Origin of the sequence: Micromonospora sp. NPDC005197, assembly GCF_040608295.1 — a bacterium.
Classification (GTDB): domain Bacteria; phylum Actinomycetota; class Actinomycetes; order Mycobacteriales; family Micromonosporaceae; genus Micromonospora.
Window position 1 is genome coordinate 1 of record NZ_JBEXHY010000080.1, and the last position, 25,150, is coordinate 25,150.

At 73.7% G+C, this 25,150-nt stretch carries 16 protein-coding genes and 1 pseudogene; 4 read left to right on the top strand and 13 right to left on the bottom strand.

The genetic code is table 11. The features are described from left to right. The 3 genes and pseudogenes from ABZU46_RS22430 to ABZU46_RS22440 form a co-directional block, all read right to left on the bottom strand. Positions 1–716: NAD(P)H-binding protein (locus ABZU46_RS22430; RefSeq protein WP_354860745.1), on the bottom strand; the 716-nt coding region annotated here is incomplete at its 3' end. Position 717: 1 nt separating this feature from the next. After that, positions 718–5,745 (bottom strand): amino acid adenylation domain-containing protein, encoded by a 5,028-nt coding sequence (locus ABZU46_RS22435; protein WP_354860747.1) that lies wholly within the window; start codon positions 5,743–5,745, stop codon positions 718–720. A 42-nt stretch (positions 5,746–5,787) separates the two neighbouring features. Then, positions 5,788–5,955: pseudogene (locus ABZU46_RS22440) on the bottom strand (transposase); the annotation flags it as partial. A 125-nt stretch (positions 5,956–6,080) separates the two neighbouring features. Here ABZU46_RS22440 and ABZU46_RS22445 point away from each other — a divergent pair. Continuing rightward, positions 6,081–7,235 carry a transposase gene (locus tag ABZU46_RS22445; RefSeq protein WP_354860748.1) on the top strand — a complete coding sequence of 385 codons (1,155 nt, stop codon included), beginning with the start codon at positions 6,081–6,083 and terminating at the stop codon, positions 7,233–7,235. Between the two features lie 35 nt (positions 7,236–7,270). Here ABZU46_RS22445 and ABZU46_RS22450 read toward each other — a convergent pair whose 3' ends face one another. After that, on the bottom strand, positions 7,271–13,684 hold the full coding sequence (locus ABZU46_RS22450) for an amino acid adenylation domain-containing protein (RefSeq protein ID WP_354860749.1): 6,414 nt from the start codon (positions 13,682–13,684) through the stop codon (positions 7,271–7,273). 16 nt (positions 13,685–13,700) lie between these two features. Beyond that, positions 13,701–14,669, bottom strand: coding sequence for a ferritin-like domain-containing protein (locus ABZU46_RS22455; protein ID WP_354860751.1), 969 nt, complete (start codon positions 14,667–14,669; stop codon positions 13,701–13,703). A gap of 78 nt (positions 14,670–14,747) precedes the next feature. Here ABZU46_RS22455 and ABZU46_RS22460 point away from each other — a divergent pair, with 78 nt between their 5' ends. After that, entirely contained in the window at positions 14,748–16,028 is a 1,281-nt protein-coding gene (locus ABZU46_RS22460) for a condensation domain-containing protein (RefSeq protein ID WP_354860753.1), read from the top strand. Here the strand turns inward: ABZU46_RS22460 and ABZU46_RS22465 are convergent. Next, on the bottom strand, positions 16,025–17,554 hold the full coding sequence (locus tag ABZU46_RS22465; RefSeq protein WP_354860754.1) for a GMC family oxidoreductase N-terminal domain-containing protein: 1,530 nt from the start codon (positions 17,552–17,554) through the stop codon (positions 16,025–16,027). The genes ABZU46_RS22460 and ABZU46_RS22465 overlap by 4 nt on opposite strands. Positions 17,555–17,633: 79 nt before the next feature. Between ABZU46_RS22465 and ABZU46_RS22470 the strand changes: the two genes are divergently transcribed. Further along, the gene (locus tag ABZU46_RS22470; protein WP_354860756.1) at positions 17,634–18,029 is read left to right on the top strand and encodes a VOC family protein; all 396 of its coding nucleotides are present in this window, start codon (positions 17,634–17,636) and stop codon (positions 18,027–18,029) included. Positions 18,030–18,092: 63 nt separating this feature from the next. Here the strand turns inward: ABZU46_RS22470 and ABZU46_RS22475 are convergent, their stop codons facing one another. Together ABZU46_RS22475 and ABZU46_RS22480 are read right to left on the bottom strand one after the other, a co-directional pair. Continuing rightward, positions 18,093–19,166, bottom strand: a complete 1,074-nt coding sequence (locus tag ABZU46_RS22475) for an acyl-CoA dehydrogenase (protein ID WP_354860758.1) — start codon at positions 19,164–19,166, stop codon at positions 18,093–18,095. Positions 19,167–19,198: 32 nt separating this feature from the next. Beyond that, positions 19,199–20,359 (bottom strand): acyl-CoA dehydrogenase family protein, encoded by a 1,161-nt coding sequence (locus ABZU46_RS22480; RefSeq protein WP_354860760.1) that lies wholly within the window; start codon positions 20,357–20,359, stop codon positions 19,199–19,201. Positions 20,360–20,438: 79 nt separating this feature from the next. On the opposite strand from ABZU46_RS22480, the gene ABZU46_RS22485 reads away from it, so the two are divergent. Continuing rightward, complete coding sequence (locus tag ABZU46_RS22485) at positions 20,439–21,278, top strand: thioesterase family protein (protein WP_354860762.1); 840 nt, start codon at positions 20,439–20,441, stop codon at positions 21,276–21,278. Positions 21,279–21,285: 7 nt separating this feature from the next. Here the strand turns inward: ABZU46_RS22485 and ABZU46_RS22490 are convergent, their stop codons facing one another. The 5 genes from ABZU46_RS22490 to ABZU46_RS22510 form a co-directional block, all read right to left on the bottom strand. Further along, positions 21,286–22,050: an ABC transporter permease gene (locus tag ABZU46_RS22490; protein ID WP_354860764.1), complete on the bottom strand. Its 765-nt coding sequence runs from the start codon at positions 22,048–22,050 to the stop codon at positions 21,286–21,288. Then, positions 22,047–22,820: an ABC transporter permease gene (locus ABZU46_RS22495; RefSeq protein ID WP_354860765.1), complete on the bottom strand. Its 774-nt coding sequence runs from the start codon at positions 22,818–22,820 to the stop codon at positions 22,047–22,049. The genes ABZU46_RS22490 and ABZU46_RS22495 overlap by 4 nt, the downstream gene beginning before the upstream one ends. Beyond that, complete coding sequence (locus tag ABZU46_RS22500) at positions 22,817–23,785, bottom strand: ATP-binding cassette domain-containing protein (RefSeq protein ID WP_354860767.1); 969 nt, start codon at positions 23,783–23,785, stop codon at positions 22,817–22,819. The genes ABZU46_RS22495 and ABZU46_RS22500 overlap by 4 nt, the downstream gene beginning before the upstream one ends. 77 nt (positions 23,786–23,862) lie before the next feature. Then, positions 23,863–24,954 carry a phosphate acyltransferase PlsX gene (locus tag ABZU46_RS22505; RefSeq protein WP_354860768.1) on the bottom strand — a complete coding sequence of 364 codons (1,092 nt, stop codon included), beginning with the start codon at positions 24,952–24,954 and terminating at the stop codon, positions 23,863–23,865. Continuing rightward, the coding region (locus ABZU46_RS22510) for a hypothetical protein (RefSeq protein ID WP_354860770.1) at positions 24,954–25,150 on the bottom strand (197 nt) is incomplete at its 5' end. The genes ABZU46_RS22510 and ABZU46_RS22505, both read right to left, overlap by 1 nt.

The window sequence follows — 25,150 nt, forward strand, 5'->3', positions numbered from 1 at the left end:
GGCAGCCGGCTGCCGGCGAACGCCGACCACCAGTCGACGTCGGTCAGGCCGAGCCGGCGGGCGACCCGCTCGGTCTCGGTGCTGAGGTACGGCTGCAACAGCACCGGCTCGTCGAAGAACGGCACCGGCACATCCGTCCGGGCGGCGAGGGCGCGGCTGCGTCGCGCGCCGTCGCGCCACGCGGCGGACGGCTCGCCGTACTCGGCGGTGCCGGCGGCGAGGAAGTCCAGGGCGGCGCCGGGCGTGAAGCCGTCGCGGCCCCCGACGTACCCGGTCATCCGCCGCGCCCCCGGGATCTGCGCGGCGAGGTAGGCGGGGAGCAACCCGGACAGGCCGGGCATCAGACCGGCGGAGAGCACCGCGACCCGGTCGGCAGCCCCGGGCAGGGCGGACACCGCCGCGTGCAGCGGGTCGTCACCGGCCGCGTCGACGTAGCCGGCGCCGCAGCGGGCCGCCGCGCGGGCCACCGCGTCACCGATCGAGGCCGCCGGCCCGGCGCAGTTGACGACTGTGTGGCAGCCGGCGCAGAACGCGTCCAGGCTCGCCGGGTCGGTGACGTCCACCGCCCGCAGCTGGACCCGCGGGTCGTCGCCGTCGAGTCGGCCCGGCTCGCGGGCGCCGGCGCGGACGACGTCCACGCCCCAGGCCAGCAGGTGAGCCAGGGCGTGCCGGCCCACCCCGCCGGTGGCGCCCACCAGGGCGACCGTCGCGGCCACGTCAGCCGTCCCCGGCGATCGGACCGGCCCACTCGCCCGGGTCGTCCGGCACCCGTCGCACGGTCAGCTCGCCCAGGCACACGTCGCGCCACCAGTCGACGCTCGTCGGGTCCGGCTCCGCCGCGCACAGCAATGTGACGTCACCCGCGTACGGGGAACTGCCGTAGCCGTCGCCGTCGACCGGGTCGGCGATCACCAGGGTGGCGACGTCCACCCCGGACTCGGTGAGCTGCCGGGCCAGCTCCAACGCCAGCACCCCGGCCGCACCCCGCCCCACCAGCACCAGCTCCCCGGCCGACACGTGCTCGGCCAGCGCGGTCGTGTAGTCGGCGGAGAGGCGTTGCACCAGCGGCGCCGGGTCGAGACCCGCGTAGCGGTGCAGGCCACCATCGACGATCCCGCACACGGCCCCGCTGGCGGCCAGCCGCTCGGCCAGCCCGGCGTACCCGTCGAGGCTGCCGCTGCCGTCGTGCACCAGCACGTAGCGGGGTGGGCCCTCGCCGGCCAGCGTCACCACCTCGCCGGTGTCGCTGACGGCCGGCTCCTCGTCGGGCCGGACGCCGCCGACGGCGGCCAGGTGATCGGCCAGGTCGGCGACGGTCGGGTGCTCCAGGATCCGGCGCAGCAACTCGTCGAAGAACACGTCGGCGGCGGCCGGCACCCGCTCGGCGAGTTGACCGGCGAGTTTCGCCGCGAGCAGCGAGTCACCGCCGAGGGCGAAGAAGTCCGCGTCCCGCCCGACCCGTTCCACCCGCAGCACGTCGGCCCAGACGGCCGCGAGCTGCTCCTCCAACTCGGTGAGCGGGGCCGCGGCGGTCGCCTCGGGACCGGCCGTCGTGGCCGCCACCAGCCGGCGTACGGCCGCCCGGTCGAGCTTGCCGTTGGCCGTGCGGGGCAGCTCGTCGACCACCTGCAGCACGCTCGGGATCATGTAGTCGGGCAGCCGGTCGGTCAGGTGCGCCCGCAGCTCGTCGGGCACCACCCGCCGCCGGTCGGCCTTCACCCGCGCCGCGATGATGCGCATGCCGAGCCCGGCCATCGGGTCGGCGGCCGGCGGCAGGTCGAGTACGGGCGACGCCCCGGCGGCGGCGAGCAGGCTGCGCCACTCGTCGCCGGTGAGAAACGTGCGGTCGGTGCCGTGGCGCAGGTCGGCGAAGTCGCCCAGGTCGTCGTCGAGCCGCACCAGCAGCTCCAGCGACGTCATGATCTGGTAGTGCTCCCGGGTCATCTCCAGCAGCACCAGGTGGCCGCCGGGGGCGAGCAGTCCGCGCAGCCGGGCCAGCGTGGCCGGTACGTCCCGGGTGGCGTGCAGGACGTCGCCGGCGATCACGATGTCGGCGCTGTTCGGCGCCATCCCCTGCCCGGCCAGGTCGGCGTCGAGGTCGAGCTGCGCGAAACGCAGCCCCGGCCGGTCGGCGAAGCGTTGCCGGCCGGCGCCGAGGAAGAACGCCGACAGGTCGGTGTAGAGGTAGTCGACGTCGAGACCGTCCAGTGCGTCGAGCACCGCAGCGGTCGTACCGCCGGACCCGGCGCCGACCTCGACGATTCGCACGGGCCCGTCCAGCCGCTCGGCCAGTGACCGGACGGTCGCCGCCGCGACCGCGTTGGCCCACCTGTTGAACAGGGCGTCGGCGTAGAGGTTGTCCGACACCTCCAGCTCGCCGCCGGGAAAGAGCAGCGCGAGGGGGTCCTCGTCGCCGCGCAGCAGCGCCGGCAGCGCCGCGGCGCTGGCCTGGAAGTAGCGGACCAGCTCGGGGGACTCCCCGACCGCCGCCGCCCGCTCGGCCACCGCGTCCCAGGCCCGCGCGGCCGGCGGTGGCCCGCTGACCAGCCGGTAGCCGTCGTCGTCGTGGCGCAGCACCCCGCTGTCGGTGAGCGCCCGCAGCCAGCGGCGCAGCAGCCGGCGGTGCCGGGGTGCGACGCGGGTGGCCGCGTACACCTCGGCCAGGCGGTGCGGGCGGTCGTCGAGCGCGAGACCGGCGGCACGCAGCGCGTCCAGCATGGCGGCGAGGCCGAGCTGGTCCAGCTCGTGCAGGTACGCCTCGTACGCGCCCAGGTCGGTGCCGGCGACGAGCGCGGACCCGGCCGCGGTGGGCCCGGCCGGGTCGACCGGCTGCCCGGGGCCGGGCTCGACGGCGGCAGGCTGCACGACGGCGGCCAGCCGCCGCTCCAGTGGACGGTCGCCGTCGACCACCGCGATCGCCCCGCCCACGCCCGGGTGCGCCAGCAACGCCGACTCGACCTCGGCCAGCTCGATCCGGTGGCCGCGGATCTTGACCTGGAAGTCCTCCCGGCCGAGGAACTCGATCGTGCCGTCGGGCAGGTAGCGGCCCAGGTCACCGGTGCGGTACAACCGCTCGCCGCTGGACGGGTCGGTGACGAACCGCTCGGCGGTGCGCGCCTCGTCGCCGAGGTAGCCCAGCGCCAGCCCGACCCCGCCGATATAGAGCTCGCCAGCGACCCAGTCCGGGCGAGGCCGCAGCGCGGCGTCGCGGACGTGCCAGGTCTGGTTGGTCAGCGGCACCCCGTACGGGATGCTGCGCCAGGAGGGGTCGACCCGCCCGATCGGGTGGATGATCGACCAGATGGCGGCCTCGGTCGCGCCGCCGAGGCTGACCACCGCCAGACCGGGGACGAGGTCGCGGATCTGGTCCGGCAGGGTGACCGGGATCCAGTCGCCGCTGAGCAGGGCCAGCCGCAACGAGGGGATCCGGACCATCGGCGCGGCCGCGAGATAGTCGGCGAGCATCTGCACCTGCGCCGGCACCGAGTTCCAGATGGTGACCTCGTTCTCGGCCACCAGGTCCGCCCAGTGGGTCGGGTCGCCCCGGCGCTGCGGCGCGGGCAGCACCAGCGCCGCGCCGACCGCCGGCGGGCCGAACAGGTCGTAGACGGACAGGTCGAAGCCCAGACTGGCCAGGCCGAGGACGCGGTCGTCCGGCGTCACGTCGAACCGGGTGTTGATGTCCGCCACGGTGTTCAGGGCCGCCCGGTGAGTGATCACCACGCCCTTCGGGGTGCCGGTCGACCCGGAGGTGTGGATGACGTACGCGCGGTCGTCCGGGCCGACCGCGCGGGCCGGCAGGGCCGTTGGCGCGGGCCCGTCGAGGTCGTCCACCGCGATCGGCGTCACCTGGGCCGGCCAGTGGCCGTCCACCCGGTCGGCCTCGGTGAGGACGTGCCGGATCCCGGCGCCGTCGAGGATCAGGTCGCGGCGGGCGGGCGGCTGGTTCGTGTCGACCGGCACGTACGCCCCACCGGCCAGCAGGACGCCGAACACCGCGACCACCTGCCGCCAGCCCTTGTCGGCGATCACCGCGACCAGGTAACCGGGCCGGCAGCCGGCCTCGGCCAGCCGTGCGGCCACCGCCGTGGCACGGCCGGTGAGCTGCCGGTAGGTGAGGGTGCCGTCGGCGGCCACCACGGCCACCCGGTCCGGGGTTCGCAGCGCCTGGGCGAGCACCCCCTCGTGCAGCAGCCCGTCGGGCAGCGGCGCGGCCGTGTCGTTGACCTCGGCGCGGCGGCGGGCGCTCGCCTCGGGCAGCGCCACCGGGGCCAGCTCCTCCCACGCCTCGTCGGTATCGGCCAGCCGGCGCAGCAACGCGGCGTACGCGGCGAACATCTCGTCGACCACACCGTCGGGGAAGACGCCCTCGCGGACGTCCCAGTTGGTGGCCAGCCCACCCGAGCGTTCGATGTTCTGGCAGTCGATCCAGACCTGCGGGGTCTGGCTGATGCCGTACCCCAGCTCGCCGAAGCCCTCCACGCCGGTGTCGCCGCCCAGCCCGATGGCGCTGGTGAAGACGATGGGCATCAGCGCGGCGTCGGCGCCCCGACGGCGGGCCAGCTCGCGGACGACGTCGACGCCGGAGAACCGGCGGTGGTCCAGGTCGGACCAGAGCTGCGCCTGGATGCGCTTGGCCCGCTCCTGCACCGGCGCGTCCGGGCTCTGCTCCACGGCGAGCAGGCTGACCGAGGTGAAGTCGCCGACGATCCGGTCCACCTGCGGGTGCGTCGGCGTCCGGTTGAGCAGGGTGACGTCGACGGTGAAGCGCGGGTGCACGCTCCACGCGGCGATCACCTCGACGTACGCGGCGAGCACCGCGCCCGACGGGCTGACGCCGTGCTGCCCGGCGCGCTGACGCAACGCGGCCCACTCGATCGGGTCGAGCCGCAGGTCGAGGCGACGGAAGCGGGGCGGCGCGGCCGTGGCGTCACCGCGCAGCGGCAGCTCCGGCGCCGCAGGCAGGTCGTCGAGCCGGGCCAGCCACCAGTCCCGGTCGGCGTCGTGGCGGGGGCCGCCGCGCAGCGGTTCGGTGGCCAGCAGGTGGTCGCGGAACGTCAGGGTCAGCTCGTCGGTGGGCGGCTCACCGGCGTAGCGGCGGCCCAGCTCGTCGAGCAGGATGTTGATGCTGACGAAGTCGCAGATCAGGAAGTCGATCGAGAAGTGCAGGACGCTGCGGTGTGGGCCGCGGGTCACCCGCAACGCGAACAGCGGCCACTGCTGCGGGTCGTAGCGGCGGTGGTCCAGCTCCGCCCGGGTGGCGGCCACCGCGTCGGCGAAGCCGGCCGCGTCGGCGTCGCGCACCTCGATGCGGTACGCCGGCACGTCGGGACGTACCTGCTGGGAGCCGTCGCGGTTGACGACGGCCCGCAGCATGTCGTGCCGGGCGACGACCTCGTGCCAGGCGCGTTCCAGCCGATCCACGTCCAGCTCGGGAAACGTCAGCTCGCCGTAGCCGTGGCAGCCGACCCCGCCGTAGGCGAACGAGTCGCCCCGCCCGAGCAGGTACGCGCTCTGCACGTCGGTGAGCGGAAACGGCTCGTACCGCTGCTCGGGGTGCGGCACGGCGGTGGGCGCGGCGGCGTCGCGCAGCACGGCCAGCACCTGCTCCCTGTGCTGGCGTAGCGCGGCGCGGCGCTGGTCGGTGAGAACGCCGGTGGGGGCCCGGAAGCGGAGCTGGCCGTCTTCCTCCCAGAGCTGCACACCGAACTGCGCCAGCTCGGCGATGAGGTCCTGCCCGTTCATATGGCCGACCCCGAGTAGCTCCCGGCGTGGGCGGTGGTGAGGTTAGGGATCACTTTCGGCGTTATGTTGGTTTCCCTCATAGCGCTTGACCACCTCCGAGGTCGCGGCACCGTTTGTGGCGATGAAGTAGCCCTTGATCCAGAAATCCGGAAGCCTGACTTTGAAATGCGGAGATTCCTGCCGCAGAAGTCGCGATGACTTGACCTCGACATGCTTGACGAGTCAATCGATGCCGTACTGCGCGTCGTGGACAACCCGCAGGTGGATGGCATTGTCGCTGGATCTGACCTCATCCACACCGGCACCAGGCGACGTCGTGTTCTAGAGTGAATTCCGTGCTGGAGGTAGTGCGTTACACTTACCGGCTGCGTCCCGGCGCGACCGCGACGGCCGCGCTGCTCGCCGAATGGGGTCGCTGCCGATTCCTGTGGAACGAGGCAGTGCACCAGCAGAAGATCGGCGCGAAGCCCACCTTCGGCGGCCTGTCCAAGATGCTCACTGAAGCCCGCGCGCGAAACGCGTGGCTGCGCGACGGCTCGCAGGTCGCCCAGCAACAGACCCTTCGTACCTACGCGGCCTCGTTGCGCCAGTCGTTCAGTGTCAAAGGGCGTGGGCTGCCGACGGTGAAGACCCGCAAACGGTCGTTGCCCAGCATGGAATACACCCTGCGCGGCTTCACCATCGCCGACGGGCGGTTGCGCCTTGCCCGTGGTGTCACCGTGCCAGTCGTTTGGTCGCGGGATCTGCCGTCTCCGCCGACCAGCGTGCGCGTCTACCAAGACAGCCTGGGGCACTGGTACGCGTCGTTCGTCGTCCGCCGCGAGGCCGCCGCCGCGCCCGAGGCGTCCGGGGTAATCGGGGTTGACTGGGGCGTGAAGACCACCGCCACAACCACCGATGCGCGATTCGACCTGCCGCACCTCGGGCATCGCAGGCGGTGCGCCGCCGAACTGGCCAAAGCGCAGCGGAAGATGTCCCGTCGCCGCCGATCCGGTGGGCACGGACAGTCCAACGGCTACCGCAGGGCCAAGCGCGCGGCGGCGAAGCTGCACAAGAAGGCCGCCCGGCAGAACAGCCACGACTCCCGGCAGTGGGCGAAACGGGTCGTCGACCACCATCAGGTGATCGCCGTGGAGGATTTCAAACCGACGTTCCTGGCCAGGTCCACGATGGCACGTAAGGCCGCTGACGCCGCGATCGGCGCGGCAAAGCGGGAACTGATCCAGCAGGGCACGCGGGCGGGCCGGAAGGTGGTGCTCGTTCCGCCCGCCTACACGACCATGACGTGCTCCTCGTGCGCGGCGAGAGCCAAGCAGCGCATCGGGTTGAACGTCAGAGTCTTCGAGTGCGCGGCCTGCGGTTTCACCGCTTGCCGCGACGCGAACGCCGCGAGGACGATCCTCGCCACGGTAGAGCGCGACCGTGCCGGTGCTGACGACGTCAGACATGCGATCACCTCCTTTCGAGGTACGGGGTCGAATGCGGTCTGAGCCGGGAATCCCCTGGATTCATCCTTGGGGAAGCGTTAAATCGCGCCTTCCTCGTACGTGCCGGCGGCGTGCTGCACGGCGGTGGCCAGGTCCGCGATGGTTGGTCGGTCGAGCAGCCCGCGCATCGGCAGGTCGACGCCGTAGCGTTCCCGCAGCTCCGCCAGCAGGCGGGTGGCGAGCAGGCTGTCCCCGCCGAGGCTGAAGAAGTTGCGGGTGCGGCCGGGAACGGGGCAGTTCAGCAGCTCCGCCCAGAGCGCGCCGAGGTCGCTCTCCAGGCCGGCGTGGGGTGGCTCGTCGGCCGGTCCGCTGTCCCCACTGGCGAGCAGGGTGGCCACCGCTCCCCGGTCGATCTTGCCGTTGCCGCTCAGGGGCAGCGCGTCGAGCACGGCGACGTGCTCGGGCACCATGTACGCGGGCAGCCGGTCGACGACGAACGCGCCGGTGGCGTCCGGGTCGAGGGTGACGCCCGGCTCGGGTACGACGACTGCGGCGAGCCGGCGGGTGCTGGTGCCCACGGCCACCACGACTGCCTCGCGCACGCCGGGGCAGTCGGTCAGCGCGGCCTCGACCTCACCCAACTCGATGCGATGACCGCGGATCTTGACCTGGAAGTCCGCCCGGCCCAGGAACTCCAGCGTCCCGTCCGGCCAGTACCGGCCCAGGTCACCCGTGCGATACCAGCGCATCCCGTCATGGGTCACGAACCGCTGCGCGGTGCGCTCCGGATCTCCCCGGTAGCCGGCCGCCACCCCGGCCCCACCGATCCACAACTCCCCGACCACCCAGTCCGGGCAGTCGCGCCCCCGCCCGTCGACGACCCGGTAGCGCTGGTTGGGCAGCGGGAAGCCGTACGGGATGGAGCGCCAGTGCGCCGGCACCTCGTCGACCTCGAACGCGTTGGACCAGATGCCCGCCTCGGTGGCGCCGCCGAGGGCGGTCAGTCGGGCGTCCGGTCGGCGGGCGACCAGCCGGTCACGCAGGTCCAGGCCGACCCAGTCACCGGAGACCAGGGCGTGCCGCAACGCGCCGAGCGGTTCGTCGCCGGCCGCGGTGAGCAGCATGTCGAGCAGGGCGGGCACGGTGTTCCAGATGGTGACGTCGTGCTCGCGGACGAGCCGCAGCCAGGCGCGGGCGTCGCGTCGCTGCCCCTCCTCGACGAGCACCACCGCGCCGCCGACGCCGAGCAGGGCGAAGATGTCGTACACCGAGAGGTCGAAGTCCAGCGCCGACACGGCGAGGACCCGGTCGTCCGGGCCGAGGCGCAGCCGGTCGTTGACCGCCGCGATGGTGTTCCCGGCCGCCGCGTGGGACACCTCCACGCCCTTGGGCTCGCCGGTCGAGCCGGAGGTGAAGATGACGTACGCCAGCGACGCCGGCTCCACCGGGACGCAGCCGTAGAGGGCCGGGCCGCCGTCGCCGGCGGGGTCGAGCCCGTCCGCGCCGACGACCGTCTTCACGTCGGCGCGGGTGAGGATCCGCTCCCGCCGGACCACCGGTTGGTCGATGCCGACCGGCACGTACACGCCACCGGCGGCGAGCACCGCCAGCACCGCGACGACCTGGTCGACGCCCTTGGGCAGGCACACGCCCACCGCGTCACCGGGCGCGACCCCGGCCCGCGCCAGCGCGCCGGCCAGCGTCAACGCCCGAGCGGCCAGCTCCCCGTAGGACACCGCCACCCCGTCACCGCGCAACGCCACCCGAGCCGGCTCCCGGGCCGCGGTGTCGAAGAACCCGTCGTGCAGCAGACCGGGCGTGATCGGCGCGGCCGTCGCGTTCACCCGCTCACGCACCGCCCGCTGCCCGGCGGGGAGCCCGACCGGCACGGGCCGCGCCCAGTTCCCGGCCGCGAGGGCGGTCAGCAGCTCGACGTACGCGGCGAACATCGTCTCCACCACGTCGGGCGGGAACAGCTCCGCCACCACGTCCCAGTTGATGCTCAGGCCACCGTCGCGTTCCATGACCTGGTTGTCCAGCCACACCTGCGGGGTCTGCGAGGCGCCCCAGATCTGCTCGCCGAACGGTAGGGACATGCTCACCAGCTCGTCGCTGATGCCCAACGCGCTGGTGAAGACGACAGGCATGGCGGCGGGGGCGCCGGTGCGCCGCGCGATCTCCCGCAGCACCCAGATGGCGGAGACGGCGTTGTGCTCCATGCCGTCCCACATGCGCTCCTGAAGGCGGCGTACCACGGTCAGGAAGTCGTCGGCCGCGCCGGGGCGGTGCGGGACGAGCAGCAGCGAGGTGAAGTCGCCGAGCACGTGGTCGATGTCGGGGTGCACCTCGCGGCGGTCGAAGAGGGTCAGGTTGAGGGTGAGGTCCGGCCGCGCGCTGAAGGCCGACAGCACCTCGGCGTACGCGGTGGCGAGCACGGCGGCTGGGCTCACCCCGTGGGCGCGGGCGGCGCCGACCAGGGCGGTCCACTCGGCGGGACCGAGCCGCGCCGCGTGGCGGACGAAGCGGGGGGCGCGCACCCGGTCCGGGTCGACGGCGAGCGGTAACCGCGGCGCGGGGGGCAGCTCCGCCGCCTGCGCCGACCAGTAGCGCTGGTCGGCCTCGACTGTCGCCTCGTCGGGCCGGGCGGTGAGGACGTAGTCGCGAAACGACACGCCGATCGGGCGCAGCGGCGCGTCGAGGTCGGCGTAGAGGGCGGACAGCTCGGCGAAGACGGTCACGATGCTGAGGGCGTCGAGCACGATGTAGTCGAAGCTGAACGCCAGCCGGACGCGGCGCTCGCCGTACCGGACGGCCTCGATGGCCACCAGCGGCCAGCGGGTCGGGTCGGCGATCCGGTGCGACAGCCGTTCGCGTAGGTCGGTGAGCGCGGCCTCGCCCTCGCCGACGTCGATGCTCACCTCGGGCACCTCGGGTTGGACGCGTTGGCGTCCGTCGGGGTCGAAGACGGCCCGCAGCATCTCGTGTCGGCGAACGAGGCGGTTCCAGGCCGCGGTGAGCCGGTCGAGGTCGACGTCCTCGCCGTCGAACTCCCAGTACCAGTGGGAGCCGACCTCACCGAGGGCGAAGTCGCCGCTGCGACCCATCCAGTACGCCCGCTGCACGTCGGTTGGCGGGAACGGCTCGTGGCGGTGCGCCGGGTCGGCCACGAAGGTCCCGGTCAGCGTGGCGCCCGTGTCGAGGCGTACCCCGGCGGCGAACCCGGCGAGGGTCGGCTCGGCGAAGAGGCGGCGCAGTTGTCCGCCGGCCAGCCCGGCCGAGCGCATCCGCCCGAGCAGGCGGGTGGCGAGCAGGCTGTCCCCGCCGAGGGTGAAGAAGCTGTCGGCGCGGCCGACGGTCGGTACGCCGAGCAGGTCGGCCCAGAGGGTGGCCAGCGCCGTCTCGACCGGTCCGACGGGTGGCTCGACCGCTGTGGACCTGCCGGCGCCCTCGGCGAGCCGTCGTGCCAACGCCGGGCGGTCGATCTTGCCGTTGCCGCTCAGGGGCAGCGCGTCGAGCACGGCGACGTGCTCGGGCACCATGTACGCGGGCAGCCGGTCCACGACGAACGCCCGTACGGCCTCCGGGTCCACGTCGGACGCCTCGGGTACGACGGCTGCGGCGAGCCGGCGGGTGCTGGTGCCCACGGCCACCACGACTGCCTCCCGGACGCCGGGGCAGTCGGTCAGCGCGGCCTCGACCTCACCCAACTCGATGCGATGACCCCGGATCTTGACCTGGAAGTCCGCCCGGCCCAGGAATTCCAGGGTCCCGTCCGGCCAGTACCGGCCCAGGTCACCCGTGCGATACCAGCGCACCCCGTCATACGTCACGAACCGCTGCGCGGTGCGCTCCGGATCTCCCCGGTAGCCGGCCGCCACCCCCGCGCCACCGATCCACAACTCCCCCACCACCCAGTCCGGGCAGTCGCGCCCCCGCCCGTCCACCACGCGACAGCGCTGGTTGGGCAGCGGAACCCCGTACGGGATGGACCGCCAGTGCGCCGGCACCGCACCGACCTCGAAGACTGTCGAGTGGATGGCGGTCTCGGTGGTGCCGCCCAGGGCGACGAGCCGGGCGTCCGGGCGCAGCGCCACCAGGCGGTCGCGCAGATCCAGGCCGACCCAGTCACCGCCGAGCAGGGCGAGCCGGAGGTGGTCCAGCCCGCCGTCGGCCTCGGCGGCGGTCAGCAGCATGTCCAGCAGCGCGGGGACCGACTGCCAGACGGTGACCCGGTGCGTGTCGACGAGCCGACGCCAGGCGTTCGCGTCGCGTCGCTGCTCCTCGCCGATCAGCACCACCGCGCCGCCGACGCCGAGCAGGGCGAAGATGTCGAACACCGACAGGTCGAAGTCCAGCGCCGACACGGCGAGGACCCGGTCGTCCGCGCTGATGTCGAACCGCTGGCGGATGGCCTCGATGGTGGTGCCGGCGGCGGAGTGCGGCACCTCGACGCCCTTGGGCTCGCCCGTGGAGCCGGAGGTGAAGATGACGTACGCCAGCGACGCCGCGTCCCCGGGAACGCAGCCGTCCAGGGGCGGGCCGCCGTCACCGGCCGGGTCGAGCCCGTCCGCGCCGACGACCGCCCTGACGCCGGCCCGCTGCCAGATCCGGCCGCGCCGGGCGGCGGGTTGGTCGATGCCGACCGGCACGTACACGCCACCGGCGGCGAGCACTCCCAGCACCGCGACGATCTGGTCGACGCCCTTGGGCAGGCACACGCCCACCGCGTCACCCGACGCGACCCCGGCCCGCGCCAGCGCCCCCGCCAGCGTCAACGCTCTTCCCGCCAGCTCCCCGTAGGACGCCGCCACCCCGTCACCGCACAGCGCCACCCGAGCCGGCTCCCGGGCCGCGGTGTCGAAGAACCCGTCGTGCAGCAGGCCGGGCGTGATCGGCGCGGCGGTGTCGTTCGCCAGCCGCCGGACCTCCCGCTGCTCCTGCGGCAGCAGGTCGCCCGGCGACGCGGCCCAGTCCCCGTCGATCAGGCCGGCCAGCAGCCGGACGTACGCGGCGAACATCGCCTCCGACACACCCGGTCCGAACAGCTCCGCCACCACGTCCCAGTTGAGGTACAGGCCCCCCTCACGCTCGGTGACCTGGTTGTCCAGCCACACCTGCGGGGTCTGCGACGACGTCCACACCGGGTCGCCGAAGCACTCCCGCACGTCCGCGCCGAAGAGGTCGCCGAGGCTGAGCGCGCTGGTGAACACCACCGGGGCGAGCACGGCCCGGTCGGAGCGGGCGCGGGCCAGGTCGCGCAGCACGTCCACTCCGGAGTACGCGCTGTGCGCCACGTCCCGGGCGAACTGCTCGCCCAGGCGGCGCGCGCGGTCGACGAACGGCACCTCGTCGGTGGCGTCGACCTCCAGCAGCAGCAGGTTGGTGAAGTCCCCACTGAGCAACGGCACGTCCGGGTGGTACGGCGTCCGGTCGTACAGCGGCAGGTTGAGCAGGAAGCGTTGCCGGCTGCTCCAGGCGGCCAGGACCTCGGCGAAGGCCGTCAGGAACACCATCGACAGGGTGACGCCGTGCTCGCGCGCGCGAGCGGCGAGCCGGTCCCGGTCGGCGCCGGAGAGCCAGTGGTGGTGGCGGATGACCCGGTGCCCGCTGACCCGCTCCGGGGCCACTGCCACCGGCAGGTCGGGCCCGCCGGGCAGGTCGGGCACCCGCTGGCGCCAGTAGCCGGCCGCGGCCTCGCGGGCGTCGGCCCGACGCCGCTCGTGGGTGGCCAGGTACTGGGGATAGCTGTAGCCGATGGGCGGCAGCGGTTCGTCGGGCCGGCGGTAGAGATGGGCGAGGTCGCCGAGGAGCACCCGGAAGCTGTGCGCGTCGGCGACCAGCATCTCGATCTCCACGTGCACCCGGCTCGTCCCGTCCGGCAGCAGGCAGAGCTGGACGTCGAACACCTCGCCCCGGTCCACCCGCAGGGTGCGGTGCGAGAGGGTGGCGCGCAGATCGGCGAGCCGCCGGTCCCGCTCGTACGCCGGCAGGTCACGCAGGTCGTGCACGGTCAGGCCGGGCCACGCGCCGTCCGGGGTGATCTGCTGCCGGCCGTCGTCGAGGAAGCGGGCGCGCAGCATGTCGTGGCGGCGCACCAGGGCTCGGACGGCCCGGTCCAGCCGGTCCGGGTCCACCTGACGGCCGTCGAACTCGTTGTAGAAGTGCGCCCCCACACCGCCGAGGGCCTGCTCCCCGGCCCGCCCGACCCAGTACGCGTGCTGCATGGTCGCCAGGGCGAACGGCTCGTCCGGGTCGATAGGCGTCTCATCGTTCGCGGCGATAGCGCCCGGCGACGCCGGGTGGGCCAGCGCGTGCCACTGCCGGACGGTGCGCAGCTCGATGAGCTGGGCGAAGGTGAGACCCGCGCCGGCCCAGCGGGCGGCGAGCCGCATCAGCCCGATCGAGTCGAGGCCGCGCTCCAGCAGATCCTCGTCGGGTGACACCGGCTCGTCGAGCAGCGACGCGACGTCGTCGCACATGCCGTCGAGGGTCAGCGTGGTCGGCACTGGCATGTCTCCTCCCGACTCCTCAGGCGCGGGGAACGCGGATCGAGCGGTCGGCGAACCCGATGAGGTCCAGCCGCTCCAGGCCGTCGCGGACCCGGGGAGTCAGCAGGCCGATGTTGGCCAGCGCGGTGACCACGCGGGCGAAGATGGCCTGCCGATACTTGATCATCAGCTCGTTGTGCGCGGCGAAGTCGACACCCTCGCCCCGGTCGACCTCGATGCGGTCCCAGACGTCCTCGAGCAGGAACCGGCGGCGCATGAGACTCGCCGAGTCGAGCACCATCTCCTCGCGGTCGGCCAGTTCGGCGCTTGTCATCTCGCGGTAGATGCCCTCCAGCGACAGCACCCCGAACGACACGTGCCGGGCCTCGTCGCGGGCTACGAGGCGGGTGATGTCGCAGATGAGGCGGTCGTGGAAGGTGCTGTTGGCCAGCCGGAACGCGGCCATCGCGAGGGCCTCGACCACGATCTGCATGCCCAGCGCGGTGATGTCCCACCGAGAGTCGGAGAGCAGGTCCTCGATCAGCTCGGACAGCGCCGGGTTGATCGGGTACGGATGCGGCACCTTCTCGCGCAGGTAGCGGGAGAACGCCTCGACGTGCCGGGCCTCGTCGGCGGCCTGACTCGCGGCGTAGTACTTGCTGTCGAGGTCGGGCACCACCTCGACCAGGCGCGCGGCGACCACCAGCGCACCCTGCTCACCGTGCAGGAACTGGCTCACCATCCACGACTGGAGCTCCCAGCGGAACGTGTCCCACATTCCACGGCCGCGCCGCGCCAGCGGGGACGCCTCGAACGACGCCATGGCGAACGCGGAGTCGTCGGGCAGCGGCTCACCGAACGGCACCTCGATCGACCAGTCGACATCCGTGCTGGCGTTCCACTGTGCGCTCTTGGCCCGTTCGTAAAGGGAGAGGACCCGGGGCATCTCGGACTCGTAGTGCCACGTCAGCTGCGCACGCACGGGGGTGGTCACCGACAGACCAGACATGCGCCCAAGGTACCGAGAGACAACACAAGATGCCAGACCCTTGATGACAGATACAACGACGAGCGGTACCGTCGTGGCGTGGCCCCCCGACCCGTACCGGCCTCCGTGGGACAGCGGCTGCTCGGCATCATCGAGCACTACCGGGCGGACCACGGGGCGTTGAACTGCCCGCTGCTGTGCCGCCTCAGCGGCGGCGCGGTCGACCTGACCGCGCTGGAACGGGCGCTCACCGCGTTGACCGCGCGGCACGAGGCGCTGCGGACCACGGTCGTGGGACGCGGACCACGGCTGTCCCAGCTCGTGCACGATCCGCGACCCGTCGAGCTGCGGGTGGTCGACCTGCGCGGCGAGCCGGATCCGCACACCGCCGCGGACGCCGCCGTCACCACCGAGCTGGCCACCCGGGTGGACGTCACACAGTGGCCGACCCGGGCCACTGCCTGGCGGGTCAGTGACCGAGAGGTGATCGTGTGCTTCACCATGCACCATCTGGTCACCGACGCGTGGTCGTGCGGGCTGCTCTTCGAGGAGCTGCGCACCCTCTACGCTGACGCCCAGGCCGCGCTGCCCCCGGTGCGCTGGCAGTACCCGCAGTTCGTGGCCTGGCAGGAGGGTCGGCTGGCCGGCACGGAGCTGGACCGGCAACGCGAGTTCTGGCGCGGTCAGCTGAGCGGGCTGCGGTTACCGCGCCTGCCGTACCGCGAGCCGCCCCCGGACGCCACCCCCGGCGTGCTGGCCCGGGACCTCGACGCCGACGTCGCCGACGGGCTGCGCGCCCTGGCCCGGCGACACCGCACGACGCTGTTCACCGTGGCCCTGGCCGTCTACTACGCCGTCCTGCACCGGGTCACCGGGCAGGGTGACCTCGCCGTCGCCTCGCTGTTCGCCAACCGTGCCCGGCCGGAGAGCCAACGCACCGTCGGGTTCTGCGCCAACATGGTGGTGCTGCGCACCCGGCTGCCGCCGTTCGCCACCTTCGCGGCCCTGCTCCAGGCGACCCACGCGACCACCGCCGCCGCGTTCGCCAACCAGGAGCAGCCCTACCAGGCCGTCGCCACCGGCAGCGCCAACCTGGGCGGCCGGGTCGACGACGTGGTGTTCCAGATGATGGCCGAGCTGTCACACCGCGTACGCGTCGGTGACACCGAGTTCGAGTTGCTCGTCCCCGAGGCGATCGGAAGCCGCTTCGGCACCGAGCTGGCGCTCGCCCCGCGCGGCGACGGCCTGCGGGTGGTGCTGTTCCACACGCCACGGCTGGCCCCGTCCGACGCCGTACGCCTGCTCGACGGCTACGTCTCCGTGGCGCGGGCGGTGGTGGGCAACCCCGCCGTCGCGCTGTCGGCGCTGCCGCGACGCTAGCCCGCGATCAGCTCGGCCCCGCGTTCGCCGATCATGATGCTGGTCAACGCGGCCGGAGCGCGCAGCGGCACCGGAACGATGCTGGCGTCGACGACCCGCAGGTTGGCCACGCCGCGTACCCGGCACCGCCCGTCGACGACCGCGCCCGGGTCGTCCGCCGCGCCCATCCGCGCGCCGCCGACCAGGTTCAACCGGCTGTACGTGGTGGCGCGCAGCAGATGGTCGAGCTGCTCGTCGTCGCCCACCACCGCGTCGTCGACGAGCGCGAACCGGGCGACGGTCTTGGTGAAGGCGGCCTGGTTGGCGATCTCCCACGCGTGCCGGTACGCGTCGCGCATCCGGGCCAGGTCACCCTCGGCGGTGTAGAACCCGAGGTCGACCACGGGTGGGCTCGCCCCGTCGGCGTCGCGCACCGAGATGCGTCCGCGCGAGGCCATCGCCATGTCGCCGATCATCACGGTGTTGACCTGGTCGACGCCGATGATCCGGTCCAGACCCGCGCCGGCGCCCCGCGACGTGCTCATGCCAGTGAACAGGCTCAGGTAGAACGCCTGGTCGGCCGCGTGGCCCGGGATGCCGGCGAGCCGCGCGATGAGCTGCGTACGCGGCCAGTCGCCGCCGATCGTCTCCGGCTCGGGGACCACCAGGATGATCGCGCCGGGCTGATCGATCACGTCCGCGCCCACGCCGGGCAGGTCGACGAGCGGCGTGATGCCGGCGGCGCGCAGCTCGTCGGCGGGGCCGATCCCCGAGCGCAGCAGCAGAGCCGGAGTGTACGGCGAGCCGGCGCAGAGGATGACCTCCCCGGCGTCGATCCGCTCCCCCGCGACCTGCACACCCACCGCCCGCCCGTCGTCGAGCAGCACCCGCTCGACCTCGGCGTCGCCGCGAACGACCAGATTGGACCGCGACCGGGCCGGGTCGAGGTGGGTGAGGGCGGTGGACATCCGCAGCCGGTCGCGCCGGTTCTGCGGGTACATCCCGATGCCCACGGCGTCGGGGGCGTTCATGTCCTCCTGGTAGTCGTGGCCCAGGCCGAGCGTGGCCTGCAGGAAGCCGTCCATCGCCGGCGTCAGCTCACCGCGCGGCCACCGGGTGATCGGTACGGGCCCGTCGGCGCCGTGGTGGTCACGGTCGCCGAACTGCTGGTCGGCCTCCAAGCGCCGAAACGCCGGGAGCACCGCCGGCCAGTCCCACTCCGGCAGGCCGCGGGCGCCCCAGGAGACGAAGTCGGCGGCCGGGGCCCGCATCGCGCCCCGGTCGTTGATCTGCGTGGAGCCGCCGACCACCCGGCCGCGCCGCAGCGGCGCCTCCCGCCCGGCGACGACGGTCGCCCGCAGGGGCCAGTCGAAGCCGTCCTCGGCCTCCACCGAGCCGGTCCGCAACGCCTCGGGCACCGCGGCCCCGACGAGGTCGGGGCCGGCCTCCAGCAGCAACACCGAGCGGCCCGGGTCCTCGCTCAGGCGGGCCGCGAGCACCGCGCCGGCCGCGCCCGCGCCGACGACCACGAAATCGTAGCGAAGCATGGGCTCAGCGTAGCCGAACACACGACATGCCAGGACGCATCACATGTGCTATCCGCGATTCTTCATTAGACTCTCGGGTATGAGCAGAGGCCCGGAAGTCATCCCCACCCTGCGCTACCGAGACGCGCCGGCCGCCATCCGGTGGCTGGTCGACGTCGTCGGTTTCCGCGCGGAGCTGGTCGTCCCCGGCCCGGACGACTCCATCAGTCACGCGCAACTGACCTGGGGCAACGGCATGGTCATGCTCGGTTCGCAGACGGACGGCAGTGACGGCCGGCTCGTTCTGGACACCGGGCCCGCCGCGACCTACGTGGTGCTCGACGACGTGGCGGCGCACTATGAACGGGTCGTCGCCGCCGGCGCCGAGGTCGTGCAGAAGCTCCGCGACGAGGACTACGGCGGCCAGGGCTATTCGGTCCGCGACGCCGAGGGCAACCTGTGGAGCTTCGGCTCCTACCGACCCGGCTCGTCCTGACCACCGACGGCTGATCCCCGACGCGCGGGCGGCGTGGGCCGGACCCGCGCGCCTGCGGCCGGGTCAGTCGTCCAGCAACAGGCCGGCCAGTTCGGCCCGGGTGTCGGCGACCGTGCCGTCGAAGGTCGCCAGCCACCACGCCCGGCGGTACCAGTGGTGCAGCGGCTGCTCCCACGTGAAGCCGCTGCCGCCGTAGGTCTGGATGGCCACCTCGCAGGCGGTCATCGCGGCCTCCCGGGCGGCCACGCTGGCCGTGAGCACGGCCTGGTCGGCGACCCGGCCCGGCTCGGCGTCGACCGCCCACGCGGCCCGGTAGGCCAGCGACCGGGCCATCTCGACCTGGCCGTAGCACTCGGCGAGGGGGTGCGCGACCGCCTGGTTGGCGCCGATCGGCGCTCCGAACTGGGTGCGGGTGGCGGCGTACCCGCTGGCCCAGGTCAGCGCCCTCGCCGCCACGCCGACGGCCTCGGCGGCGAGCAGCGCCAGGGCCCGCCGCCGGGTCAGCGCGAGCACGTCGGCGGCGGCGTCCGCGGCCACGAGGAGCGTCGAGGGTACGCCGGTCAGCTCCACCGTCGAGACGGTGCGGCTCTCATCGAGCGCCTGCCCACCGGCACCGGCCGGCGTCACCCGCACCGCCGACGCGTCGACCAGGCGCAGCTCCACGCCGGACGCCCCGGTCGCGGCCACCACCAGGTCCACCGCGTCGAGCGCGTGTGGCACGCGGACCGCGCGGCCGGTCAGCGTGCCGTCGGCCGCGACGGCGCAGCCAACACCCGGGGCGTCCGTCGACGAGCGTGCGCCTGTTGGTCGGCGGGCGGCGGCAACCGCCTCGGCGAGGGTGCCGGGGCCGATCGCCCACGCCCAGGCCAGCGTCGCTGCAGCGGCGATCGGCCGGCCCGCCGCCCGCAGCGCCGGGCCGGCCAGGCCCACGGTGGCCCACCAGGGTGATGGGCTGCGCGCCCAGCCCATCCGTTCGGCGAGCAGCGCCAACTCGACGGTGCCCAGCTCCGCGTCGAGCCAGCCCAGGTCGGTGACCTCGGCCCACGCCTGGCCGTCGTCGGCGGCCCGGTCGTCGGCGAGGTACTTCGCCGCGGTGTCCCGCAGCGCCTCCTGCTCACCGGTCAGTGCGAAGTCCATGAGGTCTCCCCTCGTCGTGGGCGAGTCGGCGGTCAGTACGACCGGGGCAGGCCCAGTACGCGCTCGGCGACCAGGTTGCGCAGTACCTCGGAGGTGCCGCCCTCGATGGTGTTGGCGCGGCTGCGCAACATCTGGTGCCGCCAATAGGGGTCCCAGCCGTCCGGTTCGGCGTCGTCGCCGAGCAGCTGCACGGCGAGGGTGGTGAGCCGTTGGTGCGCCTGCGACCAGCGCAGCTTGATCACCGACGTCTCCGGGCCGGGCACCCCGGTACGCGCCAGCGCGGCCAACCCCCGCCGGTTGGTCCAACGCAGACCCTCCAACTCGACGTAGCGGGCGGCGAGCTGGTCGCGTACGACCGGGTCGGTGTCGCGGCCGCGGGCCTTCACGGTCGCGACCAGCCGGCGGAACGCCACGTCCAGCCGAGCGGTCAGGGTGAACCCGAAGGTGCCCCGCTCGTGGGCGAGGGTGGTCATCGCGACCCGCCATCCGTCGTCGAGCGCACCGACCACCGCGTCGAGCGGCACCCGCACCTCGTCGAACTCGATCTCGGCGAACTCGGCCTCGCCGGTCATCTGGCGGATCGGGCGCACCGTGACGCCGGCCGAGCGCAGGTCCACCAGCAGGCAGGTCAGCCCGCGGTGGCGACGCTCTTCGGGGTCGGTGCGCGCCAGCAGCAGGCAGTGGTCGGCGAGGTGCGCGTACGACGACCACACCTTGCGCCCGGTCACCACCAGCTCGTCGCCGTCGCGGCGCGCGAGCGTCCGCACGGCGGACAGGTCGCTGCCGGCCTCCGGCTCGGAGAAGCCCTGACAGAAGATGATGTCCCCGGTGAGGATGCGCGGCAGATACCAGGCGCGCTGCTCGGGCGACCCGCAGGCGATGATGGTCGGCCCGACCATGCCCAGGCCGATCACTCCGATGTGCTCGGCGGCCTCGGCCCGCGCCGTCTCCTCCAGGTAGATCGCCTGGTAGGCCGGGGACAACCCGCGCCCGCCGTGCTCGGCCGGCCAGGTCAGGCCCGCGTACCCGGCGGCGTGCAGCGCGCGGGTGAACGACCGCACCGCCTCGATGTCGCCCCACCGGCCCTGCGGCGGCGCCCCGTCCGGGCCGGCGGTCACCGGCACCGCGTCCGCCAACCAGGCACGCAGGCCCGCCCGGAACTCGGCCTCCTCGGCGCTGTCACGCAGATCCATGCGCCGCATCGTACTCGTATCTGGTTTTGATCTGCAGTATCTTGTTTTCACGCGTCCCGACGCCGGAAGGGGTCCCTCGATGGCCAGTCTCGCGGACGACGCCGCGGTACGGCAGACCGCGCCCGGTCACTACCAGGCCCACCTTTGCGAGGACTGGTCGGTCTGGGGGCCCAACGGCGGTTACCTGGCCGCGATCGCGCTGCGCGCGGCGGGCGAGGAGGCCGGCGCCATGCTGCCGGTGAGCCTGAGCTGCCAGTTTCTCGCGCCGCCGCGCTACGGCGAGGTCGACGTCGAGGTCACCCGCGTGCACGGCACCCGACGCGCCGCCGCCCTGCACGTCACCCTGCGCCAGCGCGGCCGGATCCTGCTCGCCGCGTACGTCTGGACCATCGCCGCCGGCCTGCTCGGCCCCGAACGGCGCTGGATGCCGCCACCGGACCTGCCCAAACCCGACGAGCTGCCCACCCTGGTCGAGCTGATGCGCCGCGACGGCCTGCCGGTGCTGCCGATCTGGGAGCGGTGCTACGAGGTACGCCTGGCCGGCTGGCCGGCCGGCGGCTGGCAGCCGCAACGCGACGGCGTGCCCACCATCCGGGGCTGGCTACGGCTGCACGAGGAGTTGCCAGCCGACGCGGACCCCTGGCTGGCGGCGGCCCGACTGGTCTTCGCCGTCGACGTGGTGCAGTTCCCGGCGGTGGTGCAGGCGTTCGAGCGGACCACGTTCATGGCCCCGAGCATGGACCTGTACGTGGGCTTCCAGGGCGGCGACGACGGCACGGGCTGGCTGCTGGTGGAGGGCGAGGCCGCCGCCGCCACCGGTGGAGTGCTCGGCGCCCGCGCCCGCGTCTGGTCCGACAGCGGGCTGTTGCTGGCCACCGGCGGGCAGCAGATGCTCTACCGGATGGCCAGCCCCGTCTGACGAGGGCTCAGCCGTCGGCGCGGCGGCCGAACCGGCGCACCGCCACCAGCAGGCAGACCGTGCCCAACCCGAGCACCCACGCGAGGGTCTGCAGCACCGGCCACAGCACCGGCCCGCCACTGGACAGGCCGACCAGCGCCTCGGTGGCGACCGAGAACGGGTTGGCCCGCACCACCGGCTGCACCACCGAGGGGAACGCCGACACCGGCACGAACCCCGAGGAGAAGATGAACAGAAGGGTCGCCGGGCCGGTCAGCGACGGCGGCAGCGACTCCTCGTCACCGGGACCGGAGCCCCGCCACAACGCGATCGCCGCCCACAGCAGGCCGAACAGCGCGATCACCGCGAAGAAGCCGACGACGGCCAGCGGCCCCTCCCGGAACCGGAAGCCCAGCAGCATCGCCACGCCCGTGGTGAGCGCTCCGATTCCGACGATGCGCAGCACGTCACCGACGACCCGACCGGCCAGCAGCGCCCCCGGCGCCACCGGCATGGTGCGCAGCCGGTCGACCAGCCCGCCGCGCAGGTCGCGCAGGAAACCGACGGCGCTCGACGGCGACCCGAACGCGGCGGTGGACAGCACCACCAGCGGGGCCAACCGCTCCAGGTAGTGCTGCCGGTCGCCGTCACCGACGATCCGGCCGAAGACCGCGTACTGGGTGAGCAGGAGCAGCACCGGGAACGCGAACGCGTAGACCAGCGCGGGCGGCGCCCGGAAGAACCGGCGAAGGTTACGCCCGGCGAACAGCGAGGCCTGCGTGACGGTACTCATCGGCTCCTCCGAAACGAACGTGCCGCGGCCGCGCCGAACAGCAGCCCCAGGACCAGCAGCCAGACGAGCGCCGGCCACACCCTCTCGTCGGCGCCCTCGGTGGACAGCGCGCGCAACGCGTCGACCTGGGCGGAGAACGGTGACACCTCGACCACCGGCTGCAGCCAGCCCGGAAACGCGTCGACCGGGACGAAGGCGGTGGAGACCGTGGTGAGCACCAGGTACGGCAGGGTCAGCGCCGAGTACACCTGCTCGGGGTCGCGGGCGCCCAGCCCCAGGGCCGCGCAGCCCGCCGCGAGCACCACCGCGAAGCCGACCGCCAGCGCGACGAAGCCCGCGGCGCGGGCCGCCCCGGCGGTGAACCGGAAACCGACGAGCACCGCGGCGACGAGGATCACCGCCACCGCGACGGCGGCGCGGGCCGCGTCCACCACGAGCCGGGCCAGCGGCACCACGACCGCGCTCATCGGCAGCGTCCGGTACCGGGCGATCAGCCCGCTGCGCGCGTCGCCGGCGATCATGTAACAGGCCGACATGGCGACCAGGGCGGTGGTCTGCACGACGATCGCGGGCGGAAGGAACTGCTCGTAGGCGATCCCGTAGTCGGACATCAGCCGCTGGAAGACCACCATGAAACCGGCGAAGAACGTCAGCGGAAACACGACGGTCAGGCCGACCGACCGGCCCGCGCGAGCCTGCCGCAGGTTGCGGGCGGCCAGGACGGCGAACTGCCGCGGCCCGCTGGCCGCCACCGCCGTCGTGGTGCTCACCGGCCGGCTCCCGCCGCGTCCGCACCGACCGCCTTCTCGGCGTCGACGGGCCCGGTCAGGGAGAGGAACACCTCGTCCAGGGTGGGCCGCCGCACGGTGACGTCGTCGGCCTCCACACCCGCCGACTCCAGCCGCCGCACCACCTCGGTCAGCGTGCCGGAGCCGGCGGCCAGCCGCAGCACGTCCTCGTCCTCGGTCAGCCCCTCGAACGCCGCCCGTAGCTGCCCGGCCGCGACCGCCCGGGCCCGCGGGTCCTCGATCCGCACCTCGCAGACCGCGCCGCCGAGCTGACGCTTGAGCTCGTCGGGGGTGCCCTCCGCAGCGACCCGACCGTGGTCGATGAGCAGGACCCGCCCGGCCAACTGGTCGGCCTCCTCCAGGTACTGCGTGGTGAGCAGCACGGCCGTGCCGCCGTCGCGCAACTCCCGGACGACCTCCCACAGGGCCCGCCGGCTGCGCGGGTCGAGGCCGGTGGTCGGCTCGTCGAGGATCAGCACGGGCCGGTCGACCACCAGGCTCGCGGCCAGGTCGAGGCGGCGGCGCAGGCCACCGGAGTAGGTGCGCACCGCCTTGCCCGCCACCTCGTCCAGGTCGAAGCGGTCGACCAGCTCGTCCGCGCGGGCGGCAGCCGCCTGCCGGCCCAGCCCGAGCAGCCGACCGAACAGCACCAGGTTCTCCCGGCCGGTCAGCAGCTCGTCGAGGGCCGCGAACTGGCCGGTGACCGCGATGCTGCGGCGCACCTCGGCACCCTGGGCGACGACGTCGAAGCCGGCGACGCGGGCGGTGCCGGAGTCCGGCTTCAGCAGCGTGGTGAGACAGTGGATCGTGGTGGTCTTTCCCGCGCCGTTGGGCCCGAGCAGGCCGACCACCTCGCCCGCGGCCACCTCGAAGCTCACCCCGTCGACCGCCGTCGTCGCGCCGAACGACCGGCGCAGATCGCTGACCTGGATCAACTGTTGTGACATCGCACCACCCTCATGCCAGGAATCCCGGAACCATATCAACGCTTGTCTGGGTAAAGCCAGATACGAGAACGGATAACTCATCCGTCGACAGGGCTGCGCCGGCTACGTAGACGTTGGCGCGACGAGGCCGCGAAGGCGGCGGCGATCCGCTCGACCACACCCGAGCGGACGCACTCCCCGGCGATACGCACGCTCGCCTCGACGTCGACCGCGGTGGCCGTTCCGTGGCAGATCACGCACACACCGCGTACGCCGAGCAGCGCTCCCCCCGGCTCGGCCGCGAGCCCGTCGCGCACCGCCCGGGTCACCCGCCGCCGCCGCTCACGCGCCAGCGCCCCGATGGGTGAGAACGCCCGCACCGCGTCCAGCGCCAGGCCGACTGTGGCGTCCAACGTCCGCTCGTACATCTTCAACGCCACGTCGCCGGTGAACCCGTCGGTCACCGCCACGTCGACCCGACCTCCGAGCACGTCGTACGCCTCGATCTGACCGCTGTAACCGGGCATCGTGGCCAGCAGGAGGTGCGCGTCGCGGCGGACCGGCCCGCCCTTGACCGCCTCGTGCCCGTTGGACAGCAGGCCGATCCGCGGCCGCGCCAGCCCCAGCCGCCCCCGCGCGTACTCCGCGCCCAGCACCGCGAACTCGACCAGCCACTCCGGTACGGCCGCCGCCGTCGCGCCGATGTCCAGCAGCACGGTCGGACCGGCGCCCGGCACCGGCAGCACCGTCGCCAAAGCCGGGTTGCTCACCCCCGGCACCCGACCCAGCCGGACGGCGGCCGCGAGCACCGCCGCGCCGGTGTTGCCCGGCGTCACCATGGCATCCGCCCGACCCGCCGCCACCTCCCCGGCGGCGACCAGGAGCGAGGAACGCCGCTTGGCGTATGTCGCGGCCACCGGATCCTCACCCATGCCGACCACGTCCGGGGCGTGCACCACTCGTACGCCCGCCGGCGCGACACCGCCGGGCAGCAGCGGTCGGATGAGCGCCTGCGGGCCGACCAGCGCGATGTCCACCGTGGCGGCTGCCGCCAGCGCGCCGGCGACGACCGGCGCCGGCCCGAGATCCGCGCCGGCGACGTCGACCGCCACCCGCAGCCGCCGCTCCGGCGATGCTTCCTGTCCCGCCACCCGCAGCCGCCGGTCCGGTGACGCGCCCTGACGCGCCATCACCGCATCCCGGCGCTGAGCCGGTCTGCCGTCGCGGATCTGCCGGTCATGCCGTCGCCGTCGGGTCCGTCCGGCATCGGTGGTCCTGCGAGCGCGTCCGTCGCCGCCCGCTCGGCGGGTGGCGATGTCAGCCAGTGGCGCAGCGCGGCACGGGCCGGCGCCAGCTCGCAGGCGAACGCGCCGACCAGGTCCGGGT